The organism is Burkholderia sp. LAS2, assembly GCF_018417615.1.
GTDB lineage: Bacteria > Pseudomonadota > Gammaproteobacteria > Burkholderiales > Burkholderiaceae > Burkholderia > Burkholderia sola.
In genome coordinates, this window is sequence record NZ_CP071052.1 from 3977976 (window position 1) to 4004451 (window position 26476).

At 63.5% G+C, this 26476-nt stretch carries 22 protein-coding genes; 4 read left to right on the top strand and 18 right to left on the bottom strand.

Annotation, left to right across the window (positions count from 1 at the left end):
* Positions 1 to 126: 126 nt before the first annotated feature.
* The 17 genes from JYG37_RS18330 to JYG37_RS18410 all read right to left on the bottom strand — a co-directional run bounded on the left by JYG37_RS18330 (position 127) and on the right by JYG37_RS18410 (position 21430).
* Positions 127 to 666 carry a gamma carbonic anhydrase family protein gene (locus tag JYG37_RS18330; RefSeq protein WP_050011233.1) on the bottom strand — a complete coding sequence of 180 codons (540 nt, stop codon included), beginning with the start codon at positions 664 to 666 and terminating at the stop codon, positions 127 to 129.
* Between the two features lie 34 nt (positions 667 to 700).
* The gene (locus JYG37_RS18335; protein ID WP_050011234.1) at positions 701 to 2356 is read right to left on the bottom strand and encodes an MFS transporter; all 1656 of its coding nucleotides are present in this window, start codon (positions 2354 to 2356) and stop codon (positions 701 to 703) included.
* A 140-nt stretch (positions 2357 to 2496) separates the two neighbouring features.
* Entirely contained in the window at positions 2497 to 3978 is a 1482-nt protein-coding gene (gene gabD / locus JYG37_RS18340; RefSeq protein WP_213345692.1) for an NADP-dependent succinate-semialdehyde dehydrogenase, read from the bottom strand.
* Positions 3979 to 4013: 35 nt separating this feature from the next.
* Positions 4014 to 5579: a class I adenylate-forming enzyme family protein gene (locus JYG37_RS18345; protein WP_213345693.1), complete on the bottom strand. Its 1566-nt coding sequence runs from the start codon at positions 5577 to 5579 to the stop codon at positions 4014 to 4016.
* 83 nt (positions 5580 to 5662) lie between these two features.
* Positions 5663 to 6415: an SDR family NAD(P)-dependent oxidoreductase gene (locus JYG37_RS18350; RefSeq protein ID WP_213345694.1), complete on the bottom strand. Its 753-nt coding sequence runs from the start codon at positions 6413 to 6415 to the stop codon at positions 5663 to 5665.
* A complete protein-coding gene (locus JYG37_RS18355; protein ID WP_213345695.1) occupies positions 6399 to 8843 on the bottom strand; it encodes a xanthine dehydrogenase family protein molybdopterin-binding subunit in 2445 nt (814 codons plus the stop codon). Before JYG37_RS18355 ends, JYG37_RS18350 begins: the two co-directional genes overlap by 17 nt.
* On the bottom strand, positions 8836 to 9597 hold the full coding sequence (locus tag JYG37_RS18360) for an N-acyl homoserine lactonase family protein (protein ID WP_050011239.1): 762 nt from the start codon (positions 9595 to 9597) through the stop codon (positions 8836 to 8838). The genes JYG37_RS18355 and JYG37_RS18360 overlap by 8 nt, the downstream gene beginning before the upstream one ends.
* Positions 9594 to 10091, bottom strand: a complete 498-nt coding sequence (locus tag JYG37_RS18365) for a (2Fe-2S)-binding protein (RefSeq protein WP_283813176.1) — start codon at positions 10089 to 10091, stop codon at positions 9594 to 9596. The genes JYG37_RS18360 and JYG37_RS18365 overlap by 4 nt, the downstream gene beginning before the upstream one ends.
* A 32-nt stretch (positions 10092 to 10123) precedes the next feature.
* Positions 10124 to 11002 carry an FAD binding domain-containing protein gene (locus JYG37_RS18370; RefSeq protein ID WP_124651339.1) on the bottom strand — a complete coding sequence of 293 codons (879 nt, stop codon included), beginning with the start codon at positions 11000 to 11002 and terminating at the stop codon, positions 10124 to 10126.
* Positions 11003 to 11013: 11 nt separating this feature from the next.
* Entirely contained in the window at positions 11014 to 12555 is a 1542-nt protein-coding gene (locus JYG37_RS18375) for an enoyl-CoA hydratase-related protein (RefSeq protein ID WP_213345696.1), read from the bottom strand.
* 38 nt (positions 12556 to 12593) lie between these two features.
* Positions 12594 to 13016, bottom strand: a complete 423-nt coding sequence (locus tag JYG37_RS18380) for an acyl-CoA thioesterase (RefSeq protein WP_050011242.1) — start codon at positions 13014 to 13016, stop codon at positions 12594 to 12596.
* An 11-nt stretch (positions 13017 to 13027) separates the two neighbouring features.
* Positions 13028 to 14179, bottom strand: a complete 1152-nt coding sequence (locus JYG37_RS18385) for an iron-containing alcohol dehydrogenase (RefSeq protein ID WP_213345697.1) — start codon at positions 14177 to 14179, stop codon at positions 13028 to 13030.
* Between the two features lie 581 nt (positions 14180 to 14760).
* Positions 14761 to 15768 carry a winged helix-turn-helix transcriptional regulator gene (locus JYG37_RS35080; RefSeq protein ID WP_213345698.1) on the bottom strand — a complete coding sequence of 336 codons (1008 nt, stop codon included), beginning with the start codon at positions 15766 to 15768 and terminating at the stop codon, positions 14761 to 14763.
* Positions 15769 to 15825: 57 nt separating this feature from the next.
* Positions 15826 to 16824: an XdhC family protein gene (locus JYG37_RS18395; protein ID WP_213345699.1), complete on the bottom strand. Its 999-nt coding sequence runs from the start codon at positions 16822 to 16824 to the stop codon at positions 15826 to 15828.
* 545 nt (positions 16825 to 17369) lie between these two features.
* On the bottom strand, positions 17370 to 18656 hold the full coding sequence (locus JYG37_RS18400) for an MFS transporter (protein ID WP_089489185.1): 1287 nt from the start codon (positions 18654 to 18656) through the stop codon (positions 17370 to 17372).
* 118 nt (positions 18657 to 18774) lie between these two features.
* Positions 18775 to 19920 carry a mandelate racemase/muconate lactonizing enzyme family protein gene (locus tag JYG37_RS18405; RefSeq protein WP_050011397.1) on the bottom strand — a complete coding sequence of 382 codons (1146 nt, stop codon included), beginning with the start codon at positions 19918 to 19920 and terminating at the stop codon, positions 18775 to 18777.
* 547 nt (positions 19921 to 20467) lie between these two features.
* Complete coding sequence (locus JYG37_RS18410; RefSeq protein WP_050011247.1) at positions 20468 to 21430, bottom strand: 2-hydroxyacid dehydrogenase; 963 nt, start codon at positions 21428 to 21430, stop codon at positions 20468 to 20470.
* A gap of 313 nt (positions 21431 to 21743) precedes the next feature.
* Between JYG37_RS18410 and JYG37_RS18415 the strand changes: the two genes are divergently transcribed.
* The 4 genes from JYG37_RS18415 (at position 21744) to JYG37_RS18430 (ending at position 25638) form a co-directional block, all read left to right on the top strand.
* Entirely contained in the window at positions 21744 to 22502 is a 759-nt protein-coding gene (locus JYG37_RS18415; protein ID WP_050011248.1) for an SDR family oxidoreductase, read from the top strand.
* 89 nt (positions 22503 to 22591) lie between these two features.
* Complete coding sequence (locus JYG37_RS18420) at positions 22592 to 23878, top strand: MFS transporter (RefSeq protein ID WP_213346116.1); 1287 nt, start codon at positions 22592 to 22594, stop codon at positions 23876 to 23878.
* A gap of 60 nt (positions 23879 to 23938) precedes the next feature.
* Positions 23939 to 24331 carry a VOC family protein gene (locus JYG37_RS18425; RefSeq protein ID WP_124630560.1) on the top strand — a complete coding sequence of 131 codons (393 nt, stop codon included), beginning with the start codon at positions 23939 to 23941 and terminating at the stop codon, positions 24329 to 24331.
* Between the two features lie 59 nt (positions 24332 to 24390).
* Entirely contained in the window at positions 24391 to 25638 is a 1248-nt protein-coding gene (locus JYG37_RS18430) for a citrate/2-methylcitrate synthase (RefSeq protein ID WP_124630516.1), read from the top strand.
* Positions 25639 to 26108: 470 nt separating this feature from the next.
* On the opposite strand, the gene JYG37_RS18435 is transcribed toward JYG37_RS18430, so the two are convergent.
* The gene (locus tag JYG37_RS18435) at positions 26109 to 26435 is read right to left on the bottom strand and encodes a hypothetical protein (RefSeq protein ID WP_249746009.1); all 327 of its coding nucleotides are present in this window, start codon (positions 26433 to 26435) and stop codon (positions 26109 to 26111) included.
* Positions 26436 to 26476: the final 41 nt, after the last annotated feature.

Sequence of the window (26476 nt, forward strand, 5' to 3'; positions counted from 1 at the left end):
ACGTCGGTAGTGCCGACAACGAACGATTGCGGCGCTCCGCCGCAAAAGCCGATCGCGACAATCGTCGATCGCCGTATTCCATTCGCGACGGTCGGGGTCTGTCGAATTCCGGCAATATCACTCGGCTCAGCCACCGATCGACATATCGATCCGGCGTATCGTTGCCAAACTCGCTGCCGCGAGTTCGCAGTATCGGTTCGTCGCTTCGACCTTCTCACGCAGTTCCGCGTCGGTCAGTACGCGGACGATACGGGCCGGCACGCCCATGACCAGCGTTTGTGCCGGCACTTGCATCCCTGACTTGACGAACGCGCACGCCGCCACGATGGCGGAACCTCCGACTATCGCGTCGTCCATCACGATGGCGTTCATCCCGATCAGCGCGTTGCGCTCCAGACGTGCGCCGTGTACCACGGCGCCGTGGCCGACATGAGACCGTTCGCCAAGCAAACATGTCATTCCGTGCCCGACATGCAACGTACAGTTGTCCTGTACGTTGCTGTCCTCGCCGACACGAATAGCGCCAAAATCCCCACGTAGCGAGGCTCCGGGCCCAATATAGCAACCGGCGCCGACGATCACGTCACCGATGATGCTCGCACTCGGGTGTACGTAAGCGGACGCATGAACGCGCGGGGCCACGCCTCGATATTCGTATAACGCCATGATCCGCTCGACTCCGTATCGATATGTTGTCTGGTCAATTTGCGCAGATATCGGTGCCGCGCGTCTCGCGCACGCACAAGATCCCGACGATCAGCGAAGCGGTCGCAATGACGATCGGATACCAGAGGCCGGAATAGATGTTCCCGTTTGCCGCGACGATCGCGAATGCGGAAGCCGGCAGGAATCCACCGAACCATCCGTTGCCGATGTGATATGGCAACGACATCGACGTGTAGCGGATCCGTGTCGGAAAATACTCGACGAGCATGGCCGCGATCGGACCGTAGACCATCGTGCCGTAGATCATCAGGATCGCCAGCAGAAGGATCGCCATCGGCCAATTGATCTTGCCCGGATCGGCCTTCGCCGGATAGCCGTTATCATGCAGCGCACGCTGCAGCGCCCGATCGAAATCACGCCCTTGCATGGCTGCGTCGGCGGATTTTCCATCGTATGACGAAATGATGCTGCCGCCGACGACGATCGCTGCCCTCTCGCCCGGCGCCGCCGGTTCGTTACGGTAGCTCAGCCCAGCTTTCGAGAGCGCACTCTTGGCAATATCGCATGAACTGGTAAAGGTCGCCGTACCGACCGGATTAAACTGGAACGAACACTCGCGAGGAAATGCCTTCACCACAATCGGCGCATTCCGTTGTGCCGTCTCCAGCGCGGGATTGATAAAGTGCGTGAGCCCCTTGAACAGCGGAAAATACGTGGCGGCCGCCAGCGCGAAACCGATCAGGATGATCGGCTTGCGTCCGATTCGGTCGGACAATGAACCGAACACGACATAGAACGGCGCCGAGATCACGAGTGCGATGGCAAGGATCACATTCGACGTCGAGCCCTCGAGCTTGAGCGTCTGCGTCAGAAAGAACAGCGTGTAGAACTGCCCCGTATACCAGACGACTGCCTGCCCCGCCGTCAGCCCGAACAACACGACCAACACCAGTTTGAGGTTCTTCCATTGCCCGAATGCCTCGGCTACGGGTGCCTTCGAGCGACTGCCCTCCGCCTTCATGCGCTCGAATGCCGGCGACTCGTGCAACTGAAGACGGATCCACACCGATATCCCGAGCAGGACGATGGACATCAGGAATGGCACTCGCCATCCCCACGATGCGAACGGACCTTCGCCTGTCGTGGTTCGCACACCCAGAATGACCACCAGCGACAGGAACAGCCCGAGCGTCGCGGTCATCTGAATCCAGGCGGTCCATGCACCGCGCCGGTCATTCGGCGCATGCTCCGCGACATAGGTCGCCGCGCCGCCATATTCGCCGCCAAGCGCAAGCCCTTGAATCATCCGCATCGCGACAAACAGGATAGGCGAAGCGATCCCGATAGTGGCAAAGCCCGGCAACAACCCGATGAGAAACGTCGAGCCGCCCATCAGGACGATCGTCACGAGAAACGTGTACTTGCGGCCTACCAGGTCGCCCAGACGTCCAAATACGATCGCCCCGAGAGGTCGCACCGCGAAACCCGCAGCAAAGCTCAGCAGCGTAAAGATGAATCCCGCGGTCGGGTTGACACCGGAGAAAATATGCTTGCCAATGAACGTCGCCAGCGAGCCCGCCAGAAAGAAGTCGTACCACTCGAATACCGTACCTAACGAAGACGCGAAAACTACCCGTTTTTCGTCACGGGACATCCGCGACGCAGGCACTGCCACATTGACCGTTGACATGTCTAGCTCCTCCAAACCAATGGATTCATCTTTGTTGTTTAACTTTCATTACTGGACTTTATTGTGCGAGATACCTCCATCGAAGCATTCGCGATGAACCGGCACCGAAGCGTCGATGCACCCAGGTGCCGCCCCGAGCGTCAGGCGATTCCGCCCACGCACAGATACTTGAGCTCGAGGTAGTCCTCGATGCCGTACTTCGATCCCTCGCGTCCGAGCCCGCTCTCCTTGACACCGCCGAACGGTGCGACTTCGGTCGAAATCAGCCCTTCGTTGATGCCTACGATGCCGTACTCGAGCGCTTCGGCCACTTTCAGCACGCGGCCGATATCCCGGCTGTAGAAATAGGAAGCAAGACCGAATTCGGTGTCGTTCGCGAGCGCGATCGCCTCGTCGTCGGTACTGAACCGGAAAATGGGGGCGACGGGACCGAACGTCTCCTCGCGAAAGATCCGCATCGACGGCGTCACATCGGCAAGAATCGTCGGCGCGTAGTAGTTGCCGCCCTTCTGGTGCGGCCTTCCGCCGACTACGACACGCGCGCCCTTCGATATCGCGTCGTCGACGTGCTCCACAACCTTCGCGACGGCATGCTCGTCGATCAAAGGACCGATCGCGACACCTTCCTCGAATCCGTCGCCGACACGCATGGATTGCACGGCCACCGACAGTTTTTCGATGAACGCGTCATACACACCGTCCTGAACCAGCAGACGGTTCGCGCATACGCAGGTCTGCCCCGCATTGCGATACTTCGATGCGATCGCACCTTTCACTGCCGCGTCGAGATCGGCATCGTCGAATACGATGAACGGCGCGTTGCCGCCCAGTTCCATCGATGCCTTCTTGACGGTCGACGCGCATTGCGCCAGCAGAATCTTGCCGATTTCCGTCGATCCGGTGAACGAGACCTTGCGGACGATCGGACTGGTCGTCAACGTTTCGCCGATCTGCGCCGCCGCGCCAGTTACGCACGAGATCACCCCTTTGGGCACGCCGGCACGCTCGGCCAGCACGCAGAGCGCAAGCGCGGAGAATGGCGTCTGGCTCGCCGGTTTCAATACCATCGTGCAACCAGCGGCGAGTGCCGGCCCGATCTTGCGCGTCAGCATCGCCGCCGGGAAATTCCACGGCGTGATCGCAGCGCACACGCCGATGGGTTGCTTCAGCACGACGATGCGCTTGTCGCGCGCATGCCCTGGTATCGTATCGCCATAGGCACGCTTGGCCTCCTCGCCGAACCATTCCAGAAACGACGCGGCATAGCCGATCTCCGCGCGGCTTTCCGCAAGCGGCTTGCCCTGCTCAGCCGTCATGATCGCCGCCAGATCATCCTGATTCTCGATCATCAGCTCATACCAGCGACGCAAAACTGCCGCACGCTCCTTGCCCGTACGCGAGCGCCATTCGGCCAGCACGGCATTGGCGCCGTCGATCGCGCGCAATGTCTCATCTCTCCCCATGCGCGGCACCGTCCCGAGCGACTGCCCCGTCGACGGATTGCGCACGTCGATCGTGCCGCCTTGGTCAGCGTGAACCCATTCACCTGCGATCAGGCACACATTCCTTATCAGTTCAGGATTCCGAAGTGTTACTTGTCCGTTCAATGAAATTGTCGACATCAATACTTCTCCAGTCAGAGGATAGGCGTAACGTGTCAGACGCCACCGTGCTCGGCCGGTTGTACGGCTTCGCGCAATTTGAACCGCATGACCTTCCCCGATCCGGTCCGCGGAATTTCCGTCGTCACATGAATCGCGGACGGCACCTTGTAAGCCGACAGATGGAGACTGCAGTGCGCAAGCAGCGCCGCGACATCCACAGCGCCCTCGGCTCGCTCGACGACGAATACCACCGGGACCTCGCCGAGATGCGCATGTGGCATGCCGACGACCGCGCAATCGTGAACGCCGTCGTACTCGCAGACCACCTCTTCGATCTCGGCCGGTGAGATGTTCTGGCCGCCCCGAATGATTACTTCCTTGAGGCGCCCCGTGATGGTGATATAGCCGTTCGCATCAAAGCGTGCCAAGTCGCCCGTGCGATACCAGCCGTTGCTCAATGCCGCATCGGTTTCCGTTGGCTTGTTCAGGTATCCCTTCATCACATTGGGACCGCGGACGAGTAACTCGCCTTCTTCCCCGACACGGACATCGCGCAACGCAACAGGATCGACGACGCGCGTCGCTACGCCCGGCAGCGGCAGGCCGCACGAGCCGAATACGCGCGCACCGGTCGGCCAGTTCATCGTGACCATCGTCGAGGTTTCGGTAATGCCGTAGCCATCGAGCAGCTTCAGGCCGAACATGTTTTCGAATTCGCGATTCGTCGTGCCCGGCAGTATCGCGCCGGCCGACACGCATAATCGCAGCCCGGGCAGCGAGCCGCGCCCATTCGCCCGCGCAGATTCGAGCAGGTAGTGGAACATCGTCGGCACGCCCGGCATGACCGTGAAGCGCCCGTCCGACAGCAGCCGCGGGATTTCGCTCGACGAATACTTCTCCATCAGATACGCGGTCGCACCAACTGCAAGCACGCTCAGCACGGAGAAGTTCAGCGCATACGAGTGATACAGCGGAAGTGCGCTCAGCACGCGATCGCTGCCCGTCAGGCCGGCAATCGGGGCCCAGCATGCGGCGGCGACCCACAGCATGCCGTGCGTCGACAGTAGCACGCCTTTGGGCTTGCCGGTCGTTCCCGACGTGTAGATCACGAATGCGGGATCGTCGATCGCGTCCGGATCCAACGGCTCACTCGGGGTGCCGCGCGCCGTCGCGACTGCAAATGGCGTACCGACGACGGGCTGCGACGACCACGACACGGTCACGTATTCCCTGACCGTACCGACAGAAGCACCGACCGCGCGCAATTCCCGCTCGCGCACGTCGCTCGTCACGAGTGCCGTGCAGCTTGCATCATCCAGCCGATACTCGATCTCCGGCGAAGTGGCCTCGTGGTTGATTGGCACGGCGATCGCACCGGCACGAACGCAGGCGAGGCAGCTCACCACCCATTCGACCGAGTTCGGCAGCACGACGGCGACACGATCGCCGGCCTGCACGCCCGCCCGCTGCAAGTGCGTCGCCAGGCGTGCGGTCATCGCGTCCAGTTCCGCATAAGTGACGGACGTCCGTGCGTCCTCGAATGCCGCCTTGTCCGGATTGCGCTCCTTATGGCGCTTGAGCAATTCGTGGACAGGCACAATAAGCTCGGTATGAATCACGTTTGTCTCCTGGAGCGCTGCCGTCGGATTCGGTCGGCGGCGCTGATGTGTCAGTTGTCGGAAGAACGCCGTGGGTTGCGCCGTCAGACCATACTGAAGCCGCCGCTGATGCTGATCACCTGACCGGTAATCCAGCTTCCCTTTTCCGATGCAAGCAGGACCGCCATGGGCGCAACATCATTGGGCTGACCGAGACGTCGAAGCGGATAGAGCTTGACCAGCCGTTCCAGATTCGCCTCGAGAAATTCCGGATCGTGTGCGGTCTCGATCAACCCGAGCGCCAGCGCATTGGCTGTCGTGCCCGAGCGCGTTTCTCGTGCGATCGACTTCATCAGTGCGATATTGGCCGCGCGCGCGGCCGCGCCGATCGCCAGGCCGGATTCGCCGACCCGCGACGAATCGCCCGTGATCGTGATGATTCGGCCGCTGCCTTTCTGACGCTCCAGATGAGGCAACGCCGCATACGTGCAGTTCAGCGTGCCGTACAGGCAGACGTCGATCTGCTTGCGCCATTCGTCCGGGTGGGAATCGAGAAAGCGCTTGCGGATGACGAGCCCGGCATTGTTGACAAGGATGTTGAGACCGCCGAAGACCTCGACGGTCTCGTCGATCATCTGATCCACGGCCCGACGGTCCGAGATGTCGCAGCCGATCGCCCGCCCTCGCCCACCTTGCGCGCGGATCTCGTCCACGACCGCTTCCGCCGCGGCCTTCGATCCGTGATAGTTGACGACGACACTCGCACCCTCGGCAGCCAGGCCCAGTGCGATTTCACGGCCCACGTCCCGGGCGCCGCCGGTGACGAGCGCGACCTTTCCGTCAAGTCTGAATTCCATCTTGTTGCTCCTTGATTGATTCAATGGGGGATGAATGAATGAGGCGATACAGGCGCTCGGGCGTCACCGGCAATTCCGATATGTCGACGTTCAGCGGCGACAGCGCATCGGCGATCGCATTCGCAATGGCCGCGGGCGAGCCGATCGTCCCGCCCTCGCCCATGCCGCGAAAGCCGCCCAGCGTATTCGGTGCCAGTTTTTCGAGGTGCACGAGATCCAACGTCGGGACTTCCGGTGCCGACGGCAGCAGGTAATCGACCAGGCTCGCGGTCAGCAATTGCCCCTCGGCGTCGTACACAACTTCCTCGAGCAGTGCAGCGCCGATGCCCTGCGCCACGGCGCCACGCGTCTGCCCCGCGACGATCAACGGATTGATCACCCGTCCGCAGTCCTCCGCGATCACGTATTGCCGAACGTGAACGCCATACGTTTCGGGATCGATTTCCACCTGAACGAGATGCGTAGACGAACTTGTCGTGCCTACCACCGGGTCGTAAACCCGACTGACGCAAAGATCCTCCCGGAACTCCGGCGGCACGCGTCCCATCTGCGAATAGAGCGCCTTTGCCAGATCGGCGAATGACAGACACGCGTCGCTCCAGCGCACGCGAATGACGCTCTCGACCACGTCGAGATCGCCCGGCGACACGTCGAGCAGATGACCGGCGACGCGCAGCATCCGTGCGCGCAGTTCGCGCGCTGCCAGCATTCCAGCCCCACTGCTGATGACGGCCGTGCGGCTGGCATAACTGCCGGTACCGTGCGGCACGGCGGCACTATTGCCGGTGATCACGCGCAGATCTTCGATGCGCGCGCCGAGTTCGTCTGCCAGCACCTGAGCGAGCGTCGTCTCGTGTCCTTGACCATGCGATGCGCAGCCGAACGATGCCGTGACCGCTCCGGTCGAATCGAGTTGGATCACGCACATATCGGTGCCGGTGTTGATCGGCATGCCTGGCGACGCGGAAATGCGCGAGCCGATGCCGGACAGTTCCGCATAGCAGGCGACGCCGATACCGACCCAGCGCCCTTCGGCACGCGCGTGCGCCTGGGCCTGCCTCGCGGCGGTGTAGTCGAACCGTTCCTTCGCTGCCTCGAGTCCTTCGATGAACGCCGATTGATCCCACACGATGCCGACCGGCGTGCGATACGGAAACTCCTCCGGACGCACGAGGTTGCGTAACCGCAACTCCGTCGGATCCATGTCGAGCCGCTTTGCCGCCAGATCCATCAGGCGCTCCATCGCGAATGTCGACGTCGGGCGTCCGACGCCGCGATAGGGCCCGGTCGGCGCCTTGGGTGTCGTCACCCCACGCACGTGTCCGTGATAGGCAGGGACCCGGTACGGCCCGGGCAGAAAACTGATGACCTGAACCGGCTCGATACCGGCAGTCCACGGATAGATCGAATACGCGCCCACATCGCCGATCACTTCGGCACGCAGGCCCAGAATCCGGCCGTCGCTATCCAGTGCGAGTTCGGCATCGACCCGTTCGTCGAAGGCCTGGCTCGTCGACAGCATGTCCTCGAGCCGATCGCCGCTCCAGCGCACCGCACGCCCGACCTTGCGCGCGAGCACGCATACGAGCACTTCCTCCTGATAGACCGAGGTCTTGCCGCCGAATCCCCCGCCGACATCGGGCGCGATCACCGTCAGCCGGTTGCCCGGCATGTCGAGCAGATCCGCCATCGCGTCGCGCACGATGCCGGGTATCTGGCTCGACGTGTAGAGCGTCAGGGCGTCCCGGCCCGGATCCACTTCCGCGATATACGTGCGCGGCTCCATCGCGGTCGGCATCTTCCGGTGAAACCGGAACCGGCCGCCAACGGTGACAGGCGCGTGCGCGAACGCTTCGTCGATCTGGCCACGCACGAACCGACGTTCGACCAGCACGTTGCTCGTCAATCCTTCGTGCAGCAGTGGCGCGCCGGGCTGTGCCGCCGCCTCGGCATCGGTCTCGACCGGCAGCGGTTCGTATTCGATCTCGATCGCATCCCGCGCATCCTCGGCCAGATAGCGGCTATCAGCGAGCACCGCGATGACCGGTTCGCCGACGAAGTGCACGACACCGTCCGCCAGCGCATGAATCGGCGTGGGCTGATAATCCGCCATGCGCGATACCGCGACAGCCGGCTTGACGAGGCCAGCCAGATCGACCCACGCATAGATGCCGAATACACCTTCCATGCCGCGTGCAGCGTCGGCACGCACGGCGCGGATGCGCGCATGCGCCTGGTCGCTGCGCACGATCGCGAGATGAAGTGCATTTCCGGCCGGCCGATCGTCGACATAACGTCCGAGTCCGGTGAGCAGTCTCGCGTCCTCGAATCGGCGCACCGGCTGCCCGACAAAACCGCCGCGCGGCTGTTCGTCGATGCCGACATCGGCGTCCGGCGGCGCGCCAGGATCACGACGCGGCTTACTCATACGCGTGAGCCCCCTTGCGAAGCGTCTCCCACTGCTGCGGATCGTGGCCGAAGATCACGCTCGCGCCATCTCGTTCGAGCCTCCGGACTTCGTTGAGAGTTGACAACGCGGCATCCGAGTCCCACGTGTTGCGCGGCATCACTTCGCGCGTCAGATTCTCGCGCAGCGCAACGGCGTCGGCAGCAAGCAGGAAGGCGCCGTCACGCTCCAGTGTCGCGAGCATGCCCATGCTCCCTGGCGTGTGCCCCGGCAACGGGACCAGCAGCATCTTTCCATCGCCGAAGACGTCGCGCTCCCCGTCGATGAGTTCGGTCGGCATCGGATGCTGCCAGTCGGCGGGAATGTAGCCGCGTTGCAGTGCCTCCTCTCCCTGGGCGGCCGCCAGCTCCTTCGCATGACAGAAGAACGTCGCTCTCTTGAAGAACGCATTGCAGCCGCAATGATCGGAGTGCAGATGGGAGTTGACGACTACATCGACATCGTCCGGCCCGAGCCCGAGCGTTTTCAACTCCGAGATGACGTTGTCTTCCGGTCCGGCGATCGGCGTCATGGCCTTCGCCATCGCCCCCCAGCGAGCTGCGGCATCGTCGACGACCTGCGGGTGGCATCCGGTGTCGAACAATACGTTTCCCTGACCATGCCGAAACAGCATGCATGCCACCGGCAGATCGATCGTTTCGCTTCGCTCGGCTTCCGGCAGATAGACACTCTTGCGCATCCGGAGCCGGCCGCCATTCAGAACATGCATCTTCATCGTTGGTTATCCTCGGTTGGCTCGGATCCGGCGGCCTGCCGCAATGCGTCGCGCGCCGTTACGCAAACACGGACGGCTTCGACGATGCCCTGGTAGCCGGTACAGCGGCAAAGATTTCCGGACAGCGCATCGCGAATCTCGTCATCGCTGTCGAGCGGGTATTTCTGCAACGCATCGGTGCAGGTCGCCAGCATGCCGGGCGTACAGAACCCGCACTGAAGGCCATGATGTTCACGGAACGCCTCCTGCAGCGGGCTCAGCGAATCGGGCGTGCCCATGCTCTCCACGGTACGCACGTCGCAACCGTCGGCCGAGATCGCCAGCATCAGGCAGGACCGCACGCTATCGCCGTCGACGATCACCGTGCAAGCCCCGCATACGCCGTGCTCGCAACCGACGTGCGTGCCGGTCAGCGACAGGTCGTGTCGCAAGAAATCGGACAGAAGCAGGCGCGGTTCGATGCTGCGCTCGACGACCGTGCCGTTGACGATCATCCAGACGGGCTTGCGGGCAATGTGATGTTCGTTCATTGCGCGACTCCTGAAGCACGGCGCCATGCGCTGCGTATCGCGCGCCGCGCGAGCACACCCGCGAGATGGCGGCGGTACGCCGGCGAAGCATGCAGATCCATGGCGGGAGACAGTCCGTCACAGGCGATTTCCGCCGCCTCATCCACGAGCGCGTCGCACAACTGCTTGCCGAGCAGGATCGCTTCCGAGTCACTGCGCCGCAACGGCGTGTCGCCTACTCCCATCATCGCGACGCGCGCATCGTGAATCACGCCGTCGCGGACATCCAGCAGTACGCCCACGGCGGCCAGCGCAAAGTCGCCTGCGCGACGCGAGAATTCCTCGAAACACCAGCCGGTCCCGGGCTTCACGCCCGGAAAATCGACGCGAACGACCATCTCGTCATCGTCGAGCATCGTCGTGAGTGGCGCGATGAAGAAATCGGCCGCCGCAATCCTGCGCTCGCCGCGGGGCGAACGCGTGACGATCGTCGCATCCAGCAATCGCGCCAGCATCGGCAACTCCGCGGCCGGATCGGCATGCGACAGGCTTCCGCCGATCGTGCCGCGATTTCGGATCGCGAGGTGGGCGACATGGCGCATCGTGTCAGGAATGATCGGAAAATGTCGGGCAACCTGGCGCGACGTCTCCAGCACGCGGTGACGCGTCAGCGCACCCACCGCGAGTCCGCCGTCCTCACGCTCGCGCACGTAGTCGAGCTCGACCAGTTTGCGGATGTCGACGATCAGCGCGGGACGCACCACCCGAAAATTCAGCATCGGCATCAGGCTTTGGCCGCCGGCCATCAATTTCGCATCGCCGCGGCAGGCCGCCAGCGCGGCGATCGCCTCGTCGACGGAGTCCGGGCAACAATAGTCAAACGGTGCCGGTTTCATCGGTTCCTCCGTCAACGTCCCTGGAATTTCGCCGAGCGCTTTTCCGCGAACGCGGCCCGGCCTTCCCGATAGTCGTCGCTGCTGGCTGCCGCCGCGATCATCGCCTCGGCTCGATCGAGATCGAGCGCGCCGGTGCCCATCGCCATCCCGTTCAGCTGGTATTTCGCACCCGCCAGGCTCAGCGGCGCGTTCGCCGCCATCGTTCTCGCGAACACGCGCGCATCGGCCATCGGATCGCTCGTCCTTGCGCGCGGCTTAGCGCCGCTCACACGCTGCCACCATGAGAGCGGCGCGACCTGCGCGTCGTCTCCGGCGATCCGGTCCACGAATCCGATGTCGCGCGCCGCACGCGCATCGAATCGCTCTGCGCCGTACAGAATCTTCTTCGCTTGCGACAGCCCCACCAGCGACAACAGCTTGCGCGTCCCACGCACGCCGTAGATGATGGAAAGGCGCGCCGCAGGAATGCCGAACGTGGCGTCTGGTGCCGCGAAGCGGAAGTCGCACGACATCGCCAGATGCGCGCCTCCGCCCAGGCAGTAGCCCCGCAATACGGCAATGGTCGGCTTCGAGATGTTCGCGATCGCATCGCAGCACGCATCCACCGCAATCTCGTACGCGTTCGCCTGGCCAGCGTCGGCGCGCACTTTCTCGAACTCGGAGATGTCGGCGCCTGCACAGAAGTCGTCGCCCGCGCCTGTCAGCAACACGGCCCGCACCTCGGGATTTCGTTCGAGCGCGGCCATAATCGATGGCATCGCGAGCCACATCCCGTATGTCATCGCGTTGCGGCTGCGCGGTCGGTTCAAGGTGACGACCGCGATCTGATCGGAGATCCACACCTTGATCTTCTCGGTCATCAACGCATCCGTCACCTCCGACTGAAGATCGGCCAACGGGATCGCGGGTGCGCCGTCCGCCCCGGAGGAGCGAGCCTGCGGCGCAGCGCTGCCGACGGATTCCACGCGTTGCCGCGGCGCCGCGGGTTCGGCGGCGATGGCCAATTCCGCGTGAGCCGGCGCAACGAGCGGACGCTCGATCGACACAGCCGCCATCAGTGCATCGACGCCCATCGTCGATGACGACGCCTCCTGTTCGCCATTGGCCACTTTCGTGCCGACCTGCCTCGCGAACAGATCGAAGAAATCATCGGCCGACTTGCGCGCCGCCGCATCGATCATTCGCGAGCCCAACTGCGCCAGCTTGCCGCCGACGTTCGCCTTGACGCCGTATCGAAGCAGCGTGACATCCTGCTCCAGCGCTTCGAGCGCCACGTCGATGTCAGCACGCGCGAAGCCTGCCGCGCCGCCGGACCCTTCACCCGTCAGCGTGTAACTGACGGGGGCGGCGATATTAGACAAAGTCACCTTGCCGGCGAACCGCGCCTTGATCGGCCCGACCTTCGACACCACCGTCGCGGTAAATTCATTGTCGGCACTCTTCTCGAGCACTTCGCACCCCGGGATGCTGGCCTGCAGCACCGCCGGATCGTTGAGCGCGTTCCACACGGTCTCGCGGGATGCCTGCAACCGTGCCTCTCCTGCCATTTCCATTTGTTCTCTCCTCCAGGACACCTGTTGTGACCGGCGCGTCAGGCCATCAACGACCGCAAGACTTGCCGGACATCGTTCGGAATCGGCACCGGACCGTTCGTTGCCCGATCGACATAGACGTGTACGAACTCGCCGATCGCCGAAGCCATGTCGGCATCGTTGCGAAACAGCGCGATCTCGTAGCGCACGCTACTGTTGCCGAGATGCACGACCTTCATGCCGACATGGACGACGTCGGGAAAGCCGATCGACGAGAAGTACGTGCAACGCGTGTCGACCACGAGCCCGATGATCGGGCTGGTTGCAATATCGAGCACGCCACGTTCAATCAAATGCCGATTGACCGCCGTATCGAAGTACGCGTAATAGACGACGTTGTTCACGTGCCCGTAGGAATCGTTGTCGGACCAGCGCGTCTGAATGGCGCTGAAGTGCGGATATTGGGCGCGACGCGACGGCATTTTTTTCTGGGTCACAGAGCCTCCTCGTAGAGCGCAGCCGCATCCTGAAGGGAAATCTCGCGCGGGTTGTTCACGAGCAGACGGGTTTGACGCATCGCGTCTTCCGCCAGTGTCGCGATATCGCCGCGGCTGATACCGACGTCAGACAGCCGCGTCGGCAAGCCGAGCGCCTTCGGCAGTGCAGTCAGCCGCTCGACCAGTGCGTTCGCACGCGCACCGGTATTTCCCGTGACGTCGGGCATCAGAACGGCGGCAAGCTCCGCATACCAGTCGGCCGCGGCATCGAGGTTGAAACGCATGACCGCCGGCAGAACGAGCGAGTTCGACAGCCCGTGCGGAACATGAAAGCGTGCACCCACCGGATAGGCCAGCGCGTGCACCCCTGCTACGGGCGCATTAGCAAACGCCAGGCCGGCCAGCATTGCGCCGAGCAGCATTGCCTGGCGTGCGTCGCGATTGGTGCCGTTGGCACAAGCCTCGCCGATGTTTGCGCCGAGCAAGCGAAGCGCTTCCTTCGCGAGGCAATCGGAGACCGGATTCTTCAGGCGCTTGCTGGTGTATGCCTCGATCGCATGAACCATTGCGTCGATGCCCGTCGCCGCCGTGACCGCGGGCGGCAAGCTCAACGTCAAATCCGCGTCGAGCACCGCGATGTCCGGCAGCAGTATCGGCGAGACAACACCCTTCTTTTCTCCGTCTCCGGTTGTCACGATCGAAATCGGCGTGACCTCGGATCCAGTTCCCGCAGTCGTGGGGAGCAACACCAGCGGCAGCCGCGGCCCTTTCGCGACGCCCACGCCGTAAACGGCGTCGAGCTTTTCCGTCCGTCGCGCGAGAAGCGCCACCAGTTTCGCGACGTCGAGCGAGCTACCGCCGCCGATACCGACCACGCAGTCGGCCCGGGCGGACACCGCCGCATCGGCCGCACTATTCACAACGTGAGCCGGCGGATCGGCCTGCACGTCCGCATACACCGTAACGGCCGTGCCGGCTGCCTCGAGGCTATCAAGCGCCGGTTTCAGCAGACCGTTATCGACGATGCCGCGGTCGGTCACGAGAAAGACCGCGCGACAGCCCAGCCGGCCGACGATTTCCCCAAGGCGGGCCGAAGCGCCGGCCTCGACGATCGTAGACCTGTTCGACTGAAACTCAAATGCGTTCAATTTTGCTCCTCCACCCGATCACGGAATCACGGAATCGACAACGATGTCGTGACGACAAACTAACTTGCATAAGTGGACTATAGTGAGCGAAATTCTGATTTGCAAGCCCCTTGTTCGACAACTTGTCATGTAGACGCCGCGCGGCTATCCAGCCGTTATTGGCTGATGTATTGAAGCATTCCGCGCGGATGCAGCCGTCTCTTTCGCATGGAGGAGCGGCCGTGCCAATAGGGATTCATCAGCGCAGATATCGCTTGCATTTCCGATACCTTCTTGGTTGTGTACCGGGCACGCTTACACGGTTAACGTCTGCTGCAAGGTCGAATCGGGACGCGGCAAGTCCGCGCGCGACCGGATGCGTCCGGCGACACGTGCGGTCGACCAGTCGCACCAAACCATGACGAAGGGAAAAAGGAGATGACGAGGCAAATCGCCACGCGCGCGGTCCCCCGGCGCGATTTGAACGAGACGCATAGCCGGCTGCCAGGCCGGCCGGCTAAGAAGACAGCCACCGCGATGCTGTTGAATCGATCTGCCGCGGTACGCGCGCCCCGGCGCCACGCGGCATCGAGAAGCGCGAGTCAGGCGACGTCGAGCTCTACCGGCAACGCATATCGCAGCACATATGACATTTCACGCGGATCGAGTTCGGCACCGCATTTGTCGCATGCGACGATTGCATGAAAATCGTGGTCGCACTCCCGGTGCCGAAGTTTCAACGGTGCTTTGCCACCCGAAAGCCACTTGTCACCCCAGGCCATCATCACCAGCAGCGGCCCATACAAGTCGCGGCCCATTTCGGTCAGCCGGTACTCGTAACGCTTCGGCTTCTCCTGATACAGCCGCTTCTCCGCGATACCCTGCTCCACGAGTCGCTGCAGTCGGTCCGACAGGATGTTGGTGGCGATACCCAGGCGCGACTGAAACTCGTCGAAGCGTCGAACACCGTAAAAGAATTCCCGGATCACGAGGAAGCTCCAGCGGTCACCGATGATCTGCAACGTTCGCGCGACCGAGCATGGCCGAATACGCTCGAGGACACTCACGTCCGAACTCCGGCGCGAGCGCTTGCGTTCGATGCTACGCTCCTCGCCGCCCGCTCCCGGCCCGTCGCGATAGTGGACGGACCTCGGGTCAATGCCGGCGCGGCAGTGCGAGCACACGACGCGCGGTGCGCAATCGCATTGGCAGGTCTTGTGAATCAGTTTCAACGGCGGCTGCGCGCCGCCCGCAAGCCAACGGTCGCCGAAGGCGAGCAGCGCGATCATCGTCGCGTACAAGTCGCGGCCCTGCTCCGTGAAACGGTACTCGTAGCGGGCACCGCCGGTCGACGGAAGCTGTTTCTTCAGTATGCCCAGGGTCGTGAATTTCTTGAGCCGCTCCACCAGCGTGGTACGCGGCACCTGCAGGATGCTCTGGAACTGCTCGAATCGCCTGACGCCGAAAAAACACTCCCGCAGAACCAGAAATCCCCACGCATCCGACAGTATCTCGACTGTTCTCGCAACTGATGAATAGCGCTCGATCGATGCAAAACGTGCATCCGACGCACTGTGGCTCGACGATTCGAGCATGGTGGGTTTAGCCATAAGTTCATCGAAAATTTTATCTGCCATTCACACAACGCCACACAGGTACGCGCGTGCCTATTCGCTCCGTTGCGGCACCGACGGCGCATCGCGCAGCGCGTGCGCCTGCACGACCAGCACACCGTCCCGGTGCGAAGTCATCTCCGCCATGATAGCCACCGCGATCTCCGGCGGCGTTCCGGCACCGACGTGAAGCCCGATCGGACCATGAAGCGCTGCAACCTGTGTGTCGGTCAAGTCAAACAGCTTGAGCCGTTCCCGACGCTTCGCGTTATTCGCACGCGAGCCGACCGCTCCCACATAGAATGCCGGGGATTTGAGCGCCTCTATCAACGCCAGGTCGTCGATCTTCGGATCATGCGTCAGCGCAACCACGGCCGTGTTCGGATCCAGGCCGACTCGCTCGATCAGGTCGTCGGGCATTTCGCGAAATACTTCGGTATGAGCCACAGACCATTCCCCGAGGTACTCTTCACGCGGGTCGTAAACGATGACGCGATAGCCCAGCGCCACCGCCACCCGCGCAACATATTCGGACAGTTGCCCTGCACCGATGATCAGCAGGCGATGGCTCGGTCCGTAACATGCGCGCAACGACACGCCGTCGAACGAGGTCGGGGCCGCCGAATCGGTCGGCCTCACGGCGGCTTCGCCGGTATTGGCATTCACGTTGCGGATCACTACCCGGCCACGCCTGACCCATTCCAGCGCCTCGTCAAGGCGCGACGATACCCGGACCGGTTCCACGAGAATCATCAGCGTGCCGCCGCACGGAAGGCCGAAGCGATGGGCGTCGTCCGCCGAGAGGCCGTAGGTTACGACAGTCGGCGTCGAGCCCGAAAATCCGACGCGCCACACGCGCTCGATCAGATCGTCCTCGAGACACCCGCCCGATACGGAACCCTTCACTGCACCGTCGTCACGCAGCGCGACCATCGCGCCGATCGGGCGAGGCGTCGAGCCCCACGTCTTCAGAACCGTGCCGAGCATCACCGCGGGCCCAGCGCAATGCCACATGATGGCAGTTTCCTGTACGTCTCGATCCGTGCTGTCCAACGCAGTTTCCCTCAACGGCCCTTCCACAGTACGCCAATCAGTTCATTTATGCAAGTTATGAACCGACAGACGTTAGAAAGTTTGCCACTGGATTCGACCTTGATAGCCCTTGGGGCGGAGGGACAGGCTTCGAGTTGCTGCGACAGTTCGGGCAACCGTAAGCGAAAATAAATCTATGGTCCGCCCCAGTTTTACAACCCCTGAAGGTTGATGCCATGTTGGCTTGCCCTGCTCTATCCAGCGTCGTTTTAAGGACCGCCCCCCCCCGCCTCAATGAAGTTCGCGCCTGCAGCTCGAATAAAGTCGTGCGGCTCTGGTAGGTGTCTTTATTTTCCAGGATGTTCCACACGGCCTGAACCGCCCCGGGAAACCGGGGAGGCTGGTTGGTTTAACTTGATGCCGATTCAGCGGTGGCTGTTCCAAGTTGGCGATGGCAGTTTGTCCCGGTTTTGGCGGCCTGGGTATAGCCGAGCGGTTTCATCAACCGATGATGATTAAATCAGGTCTCACCCACTCCCGCGTTGCTAGTTCAACGGAGTACATCGTCAGGCAGCCCCGCGCATCTGCACAACGGCCCGCGCGCGCACCGTGAACGTCAGGATCACCGCACCGGCCAGCGCCGATGCACCCGCGAGCACGAACGCGCTCGCATACCCACCGCCATACTGAACGAGCCAGCCGGTCACGCTTGGCGACAGGATGCCCGCCAGATTTGCAAGCAGGTGAACGAACCCGCCCGCCGAGCCGACACGTTCGCGCGGCACGATTTCCTGCAGCAGCGACCAGCAAGCCTGCGGCGCCATGAACGCGAACAGGCTCGCGATCGCGATCAGCGTGACGGCCGCGCCGAGCGAGCTCACGCGCGACGCCAGCAGCACGCAGGCCGCCGCGACCGCGAGCCCAACGACGATCACGATCTTGCGCGCGAACAGCACGTCGCCGGTGCGGCGGTAGATGCGATCCGACACGGTGCCGCCGGCCACGAACCCGACGGTCGCGCCGAGCCACGGAAGGATTCCGACGACACTCATCTGCTTGATATTCAGATGCTGGTAGTCGGTCAGGTAGCTCGGCAACCACGACAGGAAGAAGTACAGCACGTAGTTAAAACTGAAGAACGCGAGCGCGACGCCGAGCACCGGCCGCGACAACAGATCGCGCAGTAGCGGACGCACGGCACGATCGTCCGCATGCGCATCGGGTGCGACGTCGATCGTCCGGTCGGATGCGATCTCGCGCGCCTCTTCCGGCGACACGCGCGGATGGCTGGCCGGATCGTCGCGGAACAACGCCCACCACGCGGCGAGCCACACGAAGCCGAGCGCGGCGATCACGACGAACGACACGCGCCAGCCGAACTGCAGCGCGACGAGACCGACGATCGGCGCCGCGATCGCCGCGCCGAGCGGCTGCCCGGCATTGGTCCAGCCGACCGCGCGTCCCGCCTCGCGGCGCGGAAACCAGCTCGAGATCGCTTTGTTGGTGGTCGTCCCCATCGGCCCTTCGCCGATCCCGAACGCGACACGCACCACGAGTAGATGCGCGAACGATCCGGCCAGCGCGGTCGCGCCGCAGAACAGCGACCACACGCCGGCCGCGCACGCGAACACGCGCCGGGGCCCAAACCGGTCCGCGGCCCAGCCGCCGACAAAGCAGAACACACAGTAGCCGATGAAGAAGCTGCTGAATAGGATGCCCATCTGCGCGTCGTCGATGCCGAGTTCACGCTTGATGATCGGCGCGACGACGGACAGCGCCGCGCGATCGAGATAATTCAGCATACCGGCGCCGAACAGCAGCGCGCCGATCCACCAGCGGTAACGCGTTTTCATGTTGTCTCCTGTCGAGCCGGGCAAGTGCCTGCGCATCCGCCCGGCTTCATGGTTTCCGATTGCGCCGCCACATCGGCGACGGCTTCAGATGCGTGCGCCATGCGCACGCCTCCTGCGTTCAACCGATGGTCGCGTGCGCAATCGTGTTGCGCTCCAGCACCGCTTCGTCTGGCAAGAAGCCAAGCCCGGGCACATCGGGCAAGCGCACCCGCGCCCCGGGCCGCTGCGCGTCATGCAACCGCTCGGGCCAGTCGAGATAGGGAATTTCTAGCGCGACATCGTCGGGCAGCGCCGCGACCACGTGCGCGGTCGCCAGCAGCCCCGCTCCGTAGTAGAAACAGTGCGGCACGACGCGCACGCCGTGCTCCGCCGCAAGCGCGATCACTTCCGCGATACCGGTCGGTCCGCCGATCTTCGCGATGCTTGGCTGCGCGACGTCGAGCGCCCCGTGTTCGAACAGGTCGCGAAAGCCCGCGACACCCGACGCGTTCTCGCCCGCCGCGACTGGCACGCCGGCGCCGCGCACGCGCGCGATGCCGCCCGCGTCGTCGCAAGGCCACACCGGTTCCTCGATCCAGCCGAGCCGCAGGTCGGCCAGCTCGCTCACATGCCGCAGCGCGTCGCTCGCCGCCCACGGGCAGTTCACGTCGACCATCAGTTCGCTGCCGGCCGGCAGTGCCGCGCGCGCGGCAGCGATGGCCGCACGTTGCGTCTCGTGCAGCTTGATGCGCCGGAACCCCTCGTCCGACGCCCGCCGCACGTGGCGCGCGACTTCATCGGGGTCGTTGTCGTAGCTGACCAGGCTCGCATACACATCGATCTCGTTGCGATGGCCGCCGAGCCAGCGATACAGCGGCACGCCGGCCGCCTGCGCGGCGAGGTCGTGCAGCGCCGTGTCGATCGCGGACAACGCGTACAGCACCGGTCCGGTGCGCCCGAACGCATGCAACGCGCGATCGGCCGCGTCACGCAATGCGGCGATCCCGTGCCGTGTAGGCTCGAATTCGGCGCCCTTGAACCAGCGGCCGACCGGGCCTTCGAGCGCGGCGAACGTGACGGGATTGACCATATGACCGAATGCTTCGCCCCAGCCGACGCGCCCTGCGTCATCGGTTAGCCTGACCAGCAGCGACTCCATGCGGCGCAGCGAGCGGTCTGCGGCGTTATACGAGTCCGCGGCGGCCGGTTCAACTGCGGCGACGGGACGGCGGCCCGCATCGAATGCGAGCGAAAGGCGAATGACTTCGATGGCGACGATTTTCACGAACGTATTCCCGGTGCGGAGGGTCGGGGGCATGGATGCGGCCGACGGCGGAAAATGCGATGTGACGGACGACGGCAGCAGTGCGAGACCGTTCGGCTGCATGCCGTCGGCCGCCAAATTAGTCAGTCATCGTATAACGAGTGTCGTCGTTGTGCAACCTATCTCCAACTACTTTCCGCGTGTTTACAAGGATGGCTCACATCCACGTGTTATGCGACATCTTATGACACAAATCGAACGGAGAAGGCGGAATTCAATGTTTCATGGAACCCAGAAGCGGAGGCGTGGAGTAGTCGCATCAGGCGAGTTCTAGGAGAAAACACTGCAACCATCGACATCAGGGCGTCCGATGTCCCTCCTCCCTTGACGAGACAAAAGCGACGCTCGTGCATCCGGCTGCTTATTCGGGCATTCCGCAGGGCGTCCGCCCGTTCAAGGCCGCGTACGACGTGCTGATGGCGCAGCGGTTGTTGAAGTAACGACGCGCCGACTGCCGGTGGTCCCGCGATCGGATACCCCGGCATGGACCAGCGTGCGGCCGCCATCATCACAGCGCGTTCGGTGCTCTCCTCCCGTCAAGCACGGCCGCGACATTGTCGAGCGCGGTAAGCCCCATCTGGTCGCGCGTCTCGATGGTCGCACTCGCCATGTGCGGCGACAGAAACACATTGTCGAGTGTGGCAAAGCGCGGATCGATGTTGGGCTCGTTCCAATAAACATCAAGGCCCGCGGCGAACAGCCGATGCGAGGTCAACGCGTCGTAAAGCGCATCCTCGTCGACGAGACTTCCACGCGCCGCGTTGACGAACACCGCACCGTCGCGCATCAAACCGAACTCGCGGCGCGTCATCAACGGCGTGCCGCCGCCCGGCACGTGCAACGTGAGGATGTCGCACTGCGACAGCAGCGTGTCGAGATCCGCGCAATAGCGCGCGCCGGCCTCGATCTCCAGCGGTGCCGGCCGCCGATCGGTATAGACGATTTTCATCCCGAACCCGCGTGCGCGCTGGGCGACCGCGCGGCCGATCCGGCCGAAACCGACGATCCCGAGCGTCTTGCCGTTCACGCGCGTGCCGAGCATGTCGGTCATGCCGAACGACTTGCCCCACCCCGCGCGCACGATGCGCTCGTATTCCGATGCACGCCGGCACGCGGCCAGAACGAGCAGCATCGTGAAATCGGCCGTGCAGTCGGTCAGCGCGTCGGGTGCGTTGCTGACCACGATTCCGCGTGCGCGTGCGGCGGCGACATCCATGTGGTCGTAGCCGGCGCTCGCGTTCGCGATGATCTTCACGCTCGACGGCAATGCCGCAATGTGCTCGGCCTGCAGTCCTGATTTCTTGCCGATCAGCACCGCCGGCGTCTGATAGCGGTTGCAGAACTCGACGACGGATGGCGCGTCCATGTCGGCGTCCGTCACATAGGCGTTGAATTCGGCTGCCGCGCGCGCGGCCACCGTAGCGGGAACGCGTCGCGCAACCAGCAGCTGGGTGCGATTGTTGTCAGGCATGGTCTCGTCCTTGGTTCGGATAACGGAGCACAGCCTACGAATCGCGGTCGGCGCGGGTCAATCTTGATTGATTCGATCAACATGTCCGCACGGCCGTGCGCGCCGCCGGATGGCCCGAACGCCTCCGGGCATTTCCCCGTCGTGCGAGGCAGCGGCAGCGCGCGCGCGTCACCGCCACGAACTCAGGAAAACCCTGATTTGCGCCCGTCAGGACGGGGCAGTTGATGTTGATTGAACGAATCAAGATTGCTGCGGCGTCGCCGCCGCGCAATCCTTTTCTCATGCTCAACGAACCGAACACGAGGTCGTGAAAATGCAGACAGGAAAAAAGATCGCGGCGGTGACGGGCGCCGGCACCGGCATCGGACAGGCCGCTGCGGTAGCGCTCGCGCAAGCAGGTTTCAGCGTCGCGCTGCTCGGTCGGCGCATCGATCCGCTCCTCGGGACGCAAGAGATCATCGAGCGGGCCGGGGGCGTGGCAGCGGCAATTCCAACCGACGTGTCCGACGAAGCATCGGTCGACGCGAGCTTCGCACAGATCGTACACACGTTCGGGCGCCTTGACGTGCTGTTCAACAACGCGGGCCGCAACGCCGGCGCCGTGCCGATCGACGATTACACGCTGCAATTCTGGAACGACGTGGTCGCGACCAACCTGACCGGCGTGTTCCTGTGCGCCCGCGCCGCGTGGCGCCAGATGAAGCGTCAGACGCCGCAAGGCGGGCGCATCATCAACAACGGCTCGATCTCCGCCCACAGTCCGCGCCCGAACACGATCGCGTACACGGCCACGAAGCACGCCGTCCTCGGCATCACGCGCTCGCTTGCCCTGGATGGCCGCCCATTCAACATCGCGTGCGGCCAGATCGATATCGGCAACGCCGCGACCTCGCTCACCGAACGCATGGACAGCGGCGTGCTGCAGGCCGACGGCCGCATCGCGCCCGAGCCGCGGGTCGACGTTGCGCATGTCGCGAGTGCGATCGTGCAGATGGCCAACCTGCCGCTCAAAGCCAACATTCTGAACATGACGATCATGGCGAGCGCGATGCCCTTCGTCGGACGCGGCTGACCGCACGCGCGCACACGGCAAGTGCGCCGGCGCACCCCACATAAAAATTGGAGACGACATTGAAAACCGCAGAAGAGCACGTTTCGGCCATACGCCGGCTCGACACACATGCAGGCGCCGCAAGACGCTCGAGGGTACGCTACGGCGTACTGTCGATGTTGCTCGTGGCAACGATTCTCAACTACGTCGACCGCTCCGCGCTCGGCATCGTCGCGCCCGCACTGTCGAAGGATCTCGCGCTCACGCGCGTGCAGATGGGCGAGCTGTTCGCCGTGTTCGGCCTCGCCTACTCCATCGCGCTACTGCCGGCGGGCGTGCTCACCGACTGGCTGGGCTCGCGCGTGGCCTACGCGCTGTCGCTCGTCGGCTGGTCGCTGGCGACGCTGACGCAGGGGCTTGCGCACGGCTACCACATGTTGCTCGGCTCGCGGCTTGCGATGGGTGCGCTCGAGGCACCCGCATTCCCGTCGAACGCGCGTGCGGTGACGATGTGGTTTCCGGTCCAGGAGCGCGGCTTCGCAACGAGCGTGTACGTGATGGGCCAGTACATCGGCACGCCGCTTTTCACCGGCCTGCTGCTGTGGATCTCGTCGGCATTTGGCTGGCGCGCCGTGTTCTTCGCGACAGGCACGTTCGGCGTCCTGTTCAGCGTCGTCTGGTATCGGCTTTATCGCGACCCGTCGCGCCATCGCGGCGTCAATGCAGCCGAGTTGGATTACATCACCGAAGGTCGCCCGGTGGTGACGGCGCGCGATCCATTCGACTGGCGCATGGCGCTGCGTCTGCTCGGCTATCGGCAGGTCCTCGCGATCTGTCTCGGCAAGTTCTGCAACAACACGCTGCTCGTGTTCTTCACGACCTGGTTCATGACCTATCTGGTCGAGGAGCGACACATGTCGATGATCAAGGTCGGCGTGTTCCAGGCGATGCCGTTTATCGGCGCGACGCTGGGCATCCTTATCGCCGGCTATTTGTCCGATCTTTGCATCCGGCGCGGTGTGTCGATGTCGTCATCGCGCAAGGCGCCGCTCGTCATCGGCACTTTCCTCGGCGCATCGATCGTGCTGGTCAACTTCGTGCATTCGAACACGCTGGTAATCGCGGTCCTGACCGTCGCGTTCTTTGCGCAGGGCATCGGCTCGATGTCCTGGGCGGCGGTGTCCGAGATCGCGCCCAAACGCTATGTCGGGCTTACCAGCAGCATCACGAGCCTCGCCGCGAATATCGCCGCCGTGACCACGCCGCTGATGATCGGCTATGTGACGCAGCACACCGGCAGCTTCTTCTGGGCGCTGAACCTGATGGGCGCGATCTGTCTCGTCGGCACACTGTCGTATTCGGTGCTGCTCGGCAAGCTGTCGCGTATCGAACTCTGACCCGCGCTCGTGCCGCCCACCTGCCCTTGCGCTGACTCCCCAACTCGACCCTCCACCATCATGATTGAATTCAAATGGGATCACCTGCAACTCTGCTCGGCCGATGCCGAAGCCACCGCCGCCTGGTTCGCGCGCTGCCTGAACGCCGAAATCGTGCGACGCCCCGGTCGCGTCGACCTGCGGATCGGTGACATCAACCTGTTCACCACGGCGCTGCCGCACGCGCATTCGGCAATCACGCCGGACGGCGCGCGCGTGCAGGGAATCGATCACTTCGGCGTGCTGGTCGATGATCTCGACGCGGCTTACCCGCACCTGGTCGACAACGGCGCCGAGATCGTCCAGCCCATCGCGCGGGTCCGCGCCGGCGTGCGCTGCTGTTTCGTGCGCGCGCCTGGCGACATCCTCGTCGAAGTGCTCGAGCGGCGTCCGGCCGAGATGACATTCAACTGAACCCGGTCTATAGTCGGCGCACGCGGCCACGCACCGGCCGCATCCTTATCAAGACTCCCATGCAGAACTGGATCACCCTGACAGAAGCGGCGCGGCGGCTCGGTGTGCGGGCGCAGACCGTCTATGCGTACGCGAGCCGCGGCACCATCGCGGTGATTCAGGATCCAGACGATCCGCGCAGGAGCCTGTATCGCGCCGAGGACGTGGTCGCACTGTGCCGCAAGAAGCAGGTCGGCCGCAAACGGGCGGCGCTGGCGGCCGGCACGATCTTCGGCGCCGAGCCGTGCATCTATAGCGGCATCACCACGTTCTCGAAGGGCCGCGCGTGGTATCGCGGCCGCGACAGCATTCAACTCGCCGAGAGCGCGACGCTCGAGGAAACGGCTGCGCTGCTTTGGCAGGCTACCGCGCCCGTGTCGTTCGATGCGCCGGCGCTCGCACTGCCGCCCGGCGAGCCCGATCGGCAATGCGCGTTCACGATGCTCGCGACGCTGGCCGCAAACGGCCATTCGACGCTCGGCCGCCTCGACAGCGCGCTTCACACCGAGGCCGGGCAGCTCGTCGCGATCGTGTCTCGCGCGTTCGGCGCACATGACGATGCCAGCGCAGGCCCGCTCTGCACCCATCAGCGGCTCGCGGCCGGCTGGGCGCTCGACAGCCGTGGCGCCGACCTGCTGCGCTGCGCGATGGTGCTGGTCGCAGATCACGAGATTACGAGTTCGGCATTCGCCGCGCGCATCACGGCATCGACCGGTGCGTCCCTGGCCGGCTGCCTGCTGACAGGGCTCGCCACGCTATCGGGCCCGCTGCACGGCGACGCGTCGGGACGCGTGCGGGCGATGTTCGACGACGTGCAACGATTGGGGGCCGAGCGCGTCGTCGATCATCACCTGAGGTCCGCGATCCCGCTTCCCGGCTTCGGTCATCATCTGTACCCCGACGGCGATCCGCGCGCGGCCGCGCTGCTTGCGCGACTCGACCCGCCGGCCGAGATCGCGCACTTCGTGGACAAGGTTACGGCGCTCACCGGCCTGCGGCCGACCATCGACGTAGCGCTTGCGATGTTGTCGGTGCAGCTTCGGTTGCCCCGCGATGCGGCGTTTGGGCTGTTCTCGATCGCGCGCAGCGTCGGGCTGCTCGCCCACTGCATCGAGCAGTTGCGCGTCGGCAAGGTGATCCGGCCGCGCAGCCGTTATACCGGGCCGGCGCTCGACGATCGGCATCTGCGGCCCGCCGCTGACGACGATGGCAAATTACCGAAAGCCGGCGTGATCGATAAGAATCGCGTGTTCAAGGTGGTGGAGTAACCCGCGTGACGCGCCGCACACCAAATTGAACGTGTCACCGTTTGCGAGGCAAAGTTGTCATTTGCCGCGGCCTGCGAAGACCGGTGTCAACTCCCCTGCGACGCCGGCAGCGGCAATCACGCGTTGTGCGAAACCTGAGTTTGAACGGGCATGCTCCACAGCGGCCGCTTACCCGAGCCCTTCGCAGGGGCGTTTAATGCAAACAGACAGGCAGATTACAGAAGTTATCTGCAGACGCTTGCAATGAAGCTTTTCGAATGGCAGCACAACCCCCGCGACAAGACAGATTCGCTTGAGGCAGACGCCTTGAACCATATGGATTCTAGAGTGACAGAATTAATTTGCTCTACGTGACTCGAACACGGCTATGAACCAGTTCGCGATCCTCTACGAGGATCGATTCGTTCGACCATCCGTGTGAATCTCAACCCGCCTTGAACACGGAAATCCTGACACCCCCGTCGACGCCATCATCGGTGAAAATGAGTCGCCATGCAATCGATCAGCTCAGCTCCTTGCGAGCCTTGCCTGAAACGCTTTTGCTCTTCAAAGTCCAGCGATGGCAATAGGTGGATGATCTGCTCGTCGCTATATAGCGCCATCACCGTCTCGGCATCCAGCCCGATTACCTTACGCCCTCTCAACGTGTTGGCCGCCTCAATAGTCGCTCCAATTATTACGTCTGCCAACTGCACCGCGGGGCTCACCTTCGAGTCCACCTGCGTCACCGACGTGAGTTTGAGCGGGAACTTCAGACTTGCGATCTCCGACTGCCATGAACTCGATGGCTTCCTCATGGTTGATGTACTGCTGAATCAGGTCATGGTAAGTCAGGAGG

What these genes read in the sequence shown, in the direction of transcription:
- JYG37_RS18330 (WP_050011233.1), bottom strand. Translation starts at nt 666, where the DNA reads ATGGCGTTATACGAATATCGAGGCGTGGCCCCGCGCGTTCATGCGTCC.
- JYG37_RS18335 (WP_050011234.1), bottom strand. Translation starts at nt 2,356, where the DNA reads ATGTCAACGGTCAATGTGGCAGTGCCTGCGTCGCGGATGTCCCGTGAC.
- gabD (WP_213345692.1), bottom strand. Translation starts at nt 3,978, where the DNA reads ATGTCGACAATTTCATTGAACGGACAAGTAACACTTCGGAATCCTGAA.
- JYG37_RS18350 (WP_213345694.1), bottom strand. Translation starts at nt 6,415, where the DNA reads ATGGAATTCAGACTTGACGGAAAGGTCGCGCTCGTCACCGGCGGCGCC.
- JYG37_RS18355 (WP_213345695.1), bottom strand. Translation starts at nt 8,843, where the DNA reads ATGAGTAAGCCGCGTCGTGATCCTGGCGCGCCGCCGGACGCCGATGTC.
- JYG37_RS18360 (WP_050011239.1), bottom strand. Translation starts at nt 9,597, where the DNA reads ATGAAGATGCATGTTCTGAATGGCGGCCGGCTCCGGATGCGCAAGAGT.
- JYG37_RS18365 (WP_283813176.1), bottom strand. Translation starts at nt 10,091, where the DNA reads ATGATCGTCAACGGCACGGTCGTCGAGCGCAGCATCGAACCGCGCCTG.
- JYG37_RS18370 (WP_124651339.1), bottom strand. Translation starts at nt 11,002, where the DNA reads ATGAAACCGGCACCGTTTGACTATTGTTGCCCGGACTCCGTCGACGAG.
- JYG37_RS18375 (WP_213345696.1), bottom strand. Translation starts at nt 12,555, where the DNA reads ATGGAAATGGCAGGAGAGGCACGGTTGCAGGCATCCCGCGAGACCGTG.
- JYG37_RS18380 (WP_050011242.1), bottom strand. Translation starts at nt 13,016, where the DNA reads ATGCCGTCGCGTCGCGCCCAATATCCGCACTTCAGCGCCATTCAGACG.
- JYG37_RS35080 (WP_213345698.1), bottom strand. Translation starts at nt 15,768, where the DNA reads ATGGCTAAACCCACCATGCTCGAATCGTCGAGCCACAGTGCGTCGGAT.
- JYG37_RS18400 (WP_089489185.1), bottom strand. Translation starts at nt 18,656, where the DNA reads ATGAAAACGCGTTACCGCTGGTGGATCGGCGCGCTGCTGTTCGGCGCC.
- JYG37_RS18410 (WP_050011247.1), bottom strand. Translation starts at nt 21,430, where the DNA reads ATGCCTGACAACAATCGCACCCAGCTGCTGGTTGCGCGACGCGTTCCC.
- JYG37_RS18415 (WP_050011248.1), top strand. Translation starts at nt 21,744, where the DNA reads ATGCAGACAGGAAAAAAGATCGCGGCGGTGACGGGCGCCGGCACCGGC.
- JYG37_RS18425 (WP_124630560.1), top strand. Translation starts at nt 23,939, where the DNA reads ATGATTGAATTCAAATGGGATCACCTGCAACTCTGCTCGGCCGATGCC.
- JYG37_RS18430 (WP_124630516.1), top strand. Translation starts at nt 24,391, where the DNA reads ATGCAGAACTGGATCACCCTGACAGAAGCGGCGCGGCGGCTCGGTGTG.
- JYG37_RS18435 (WP_249746009.1), bottom strand. Translation starts at nt 26,435, where the DNA reads ATGAGGAAGCCATCGAGTTCATGGCAGTCGGAGATCGCAAGTCTGAAG.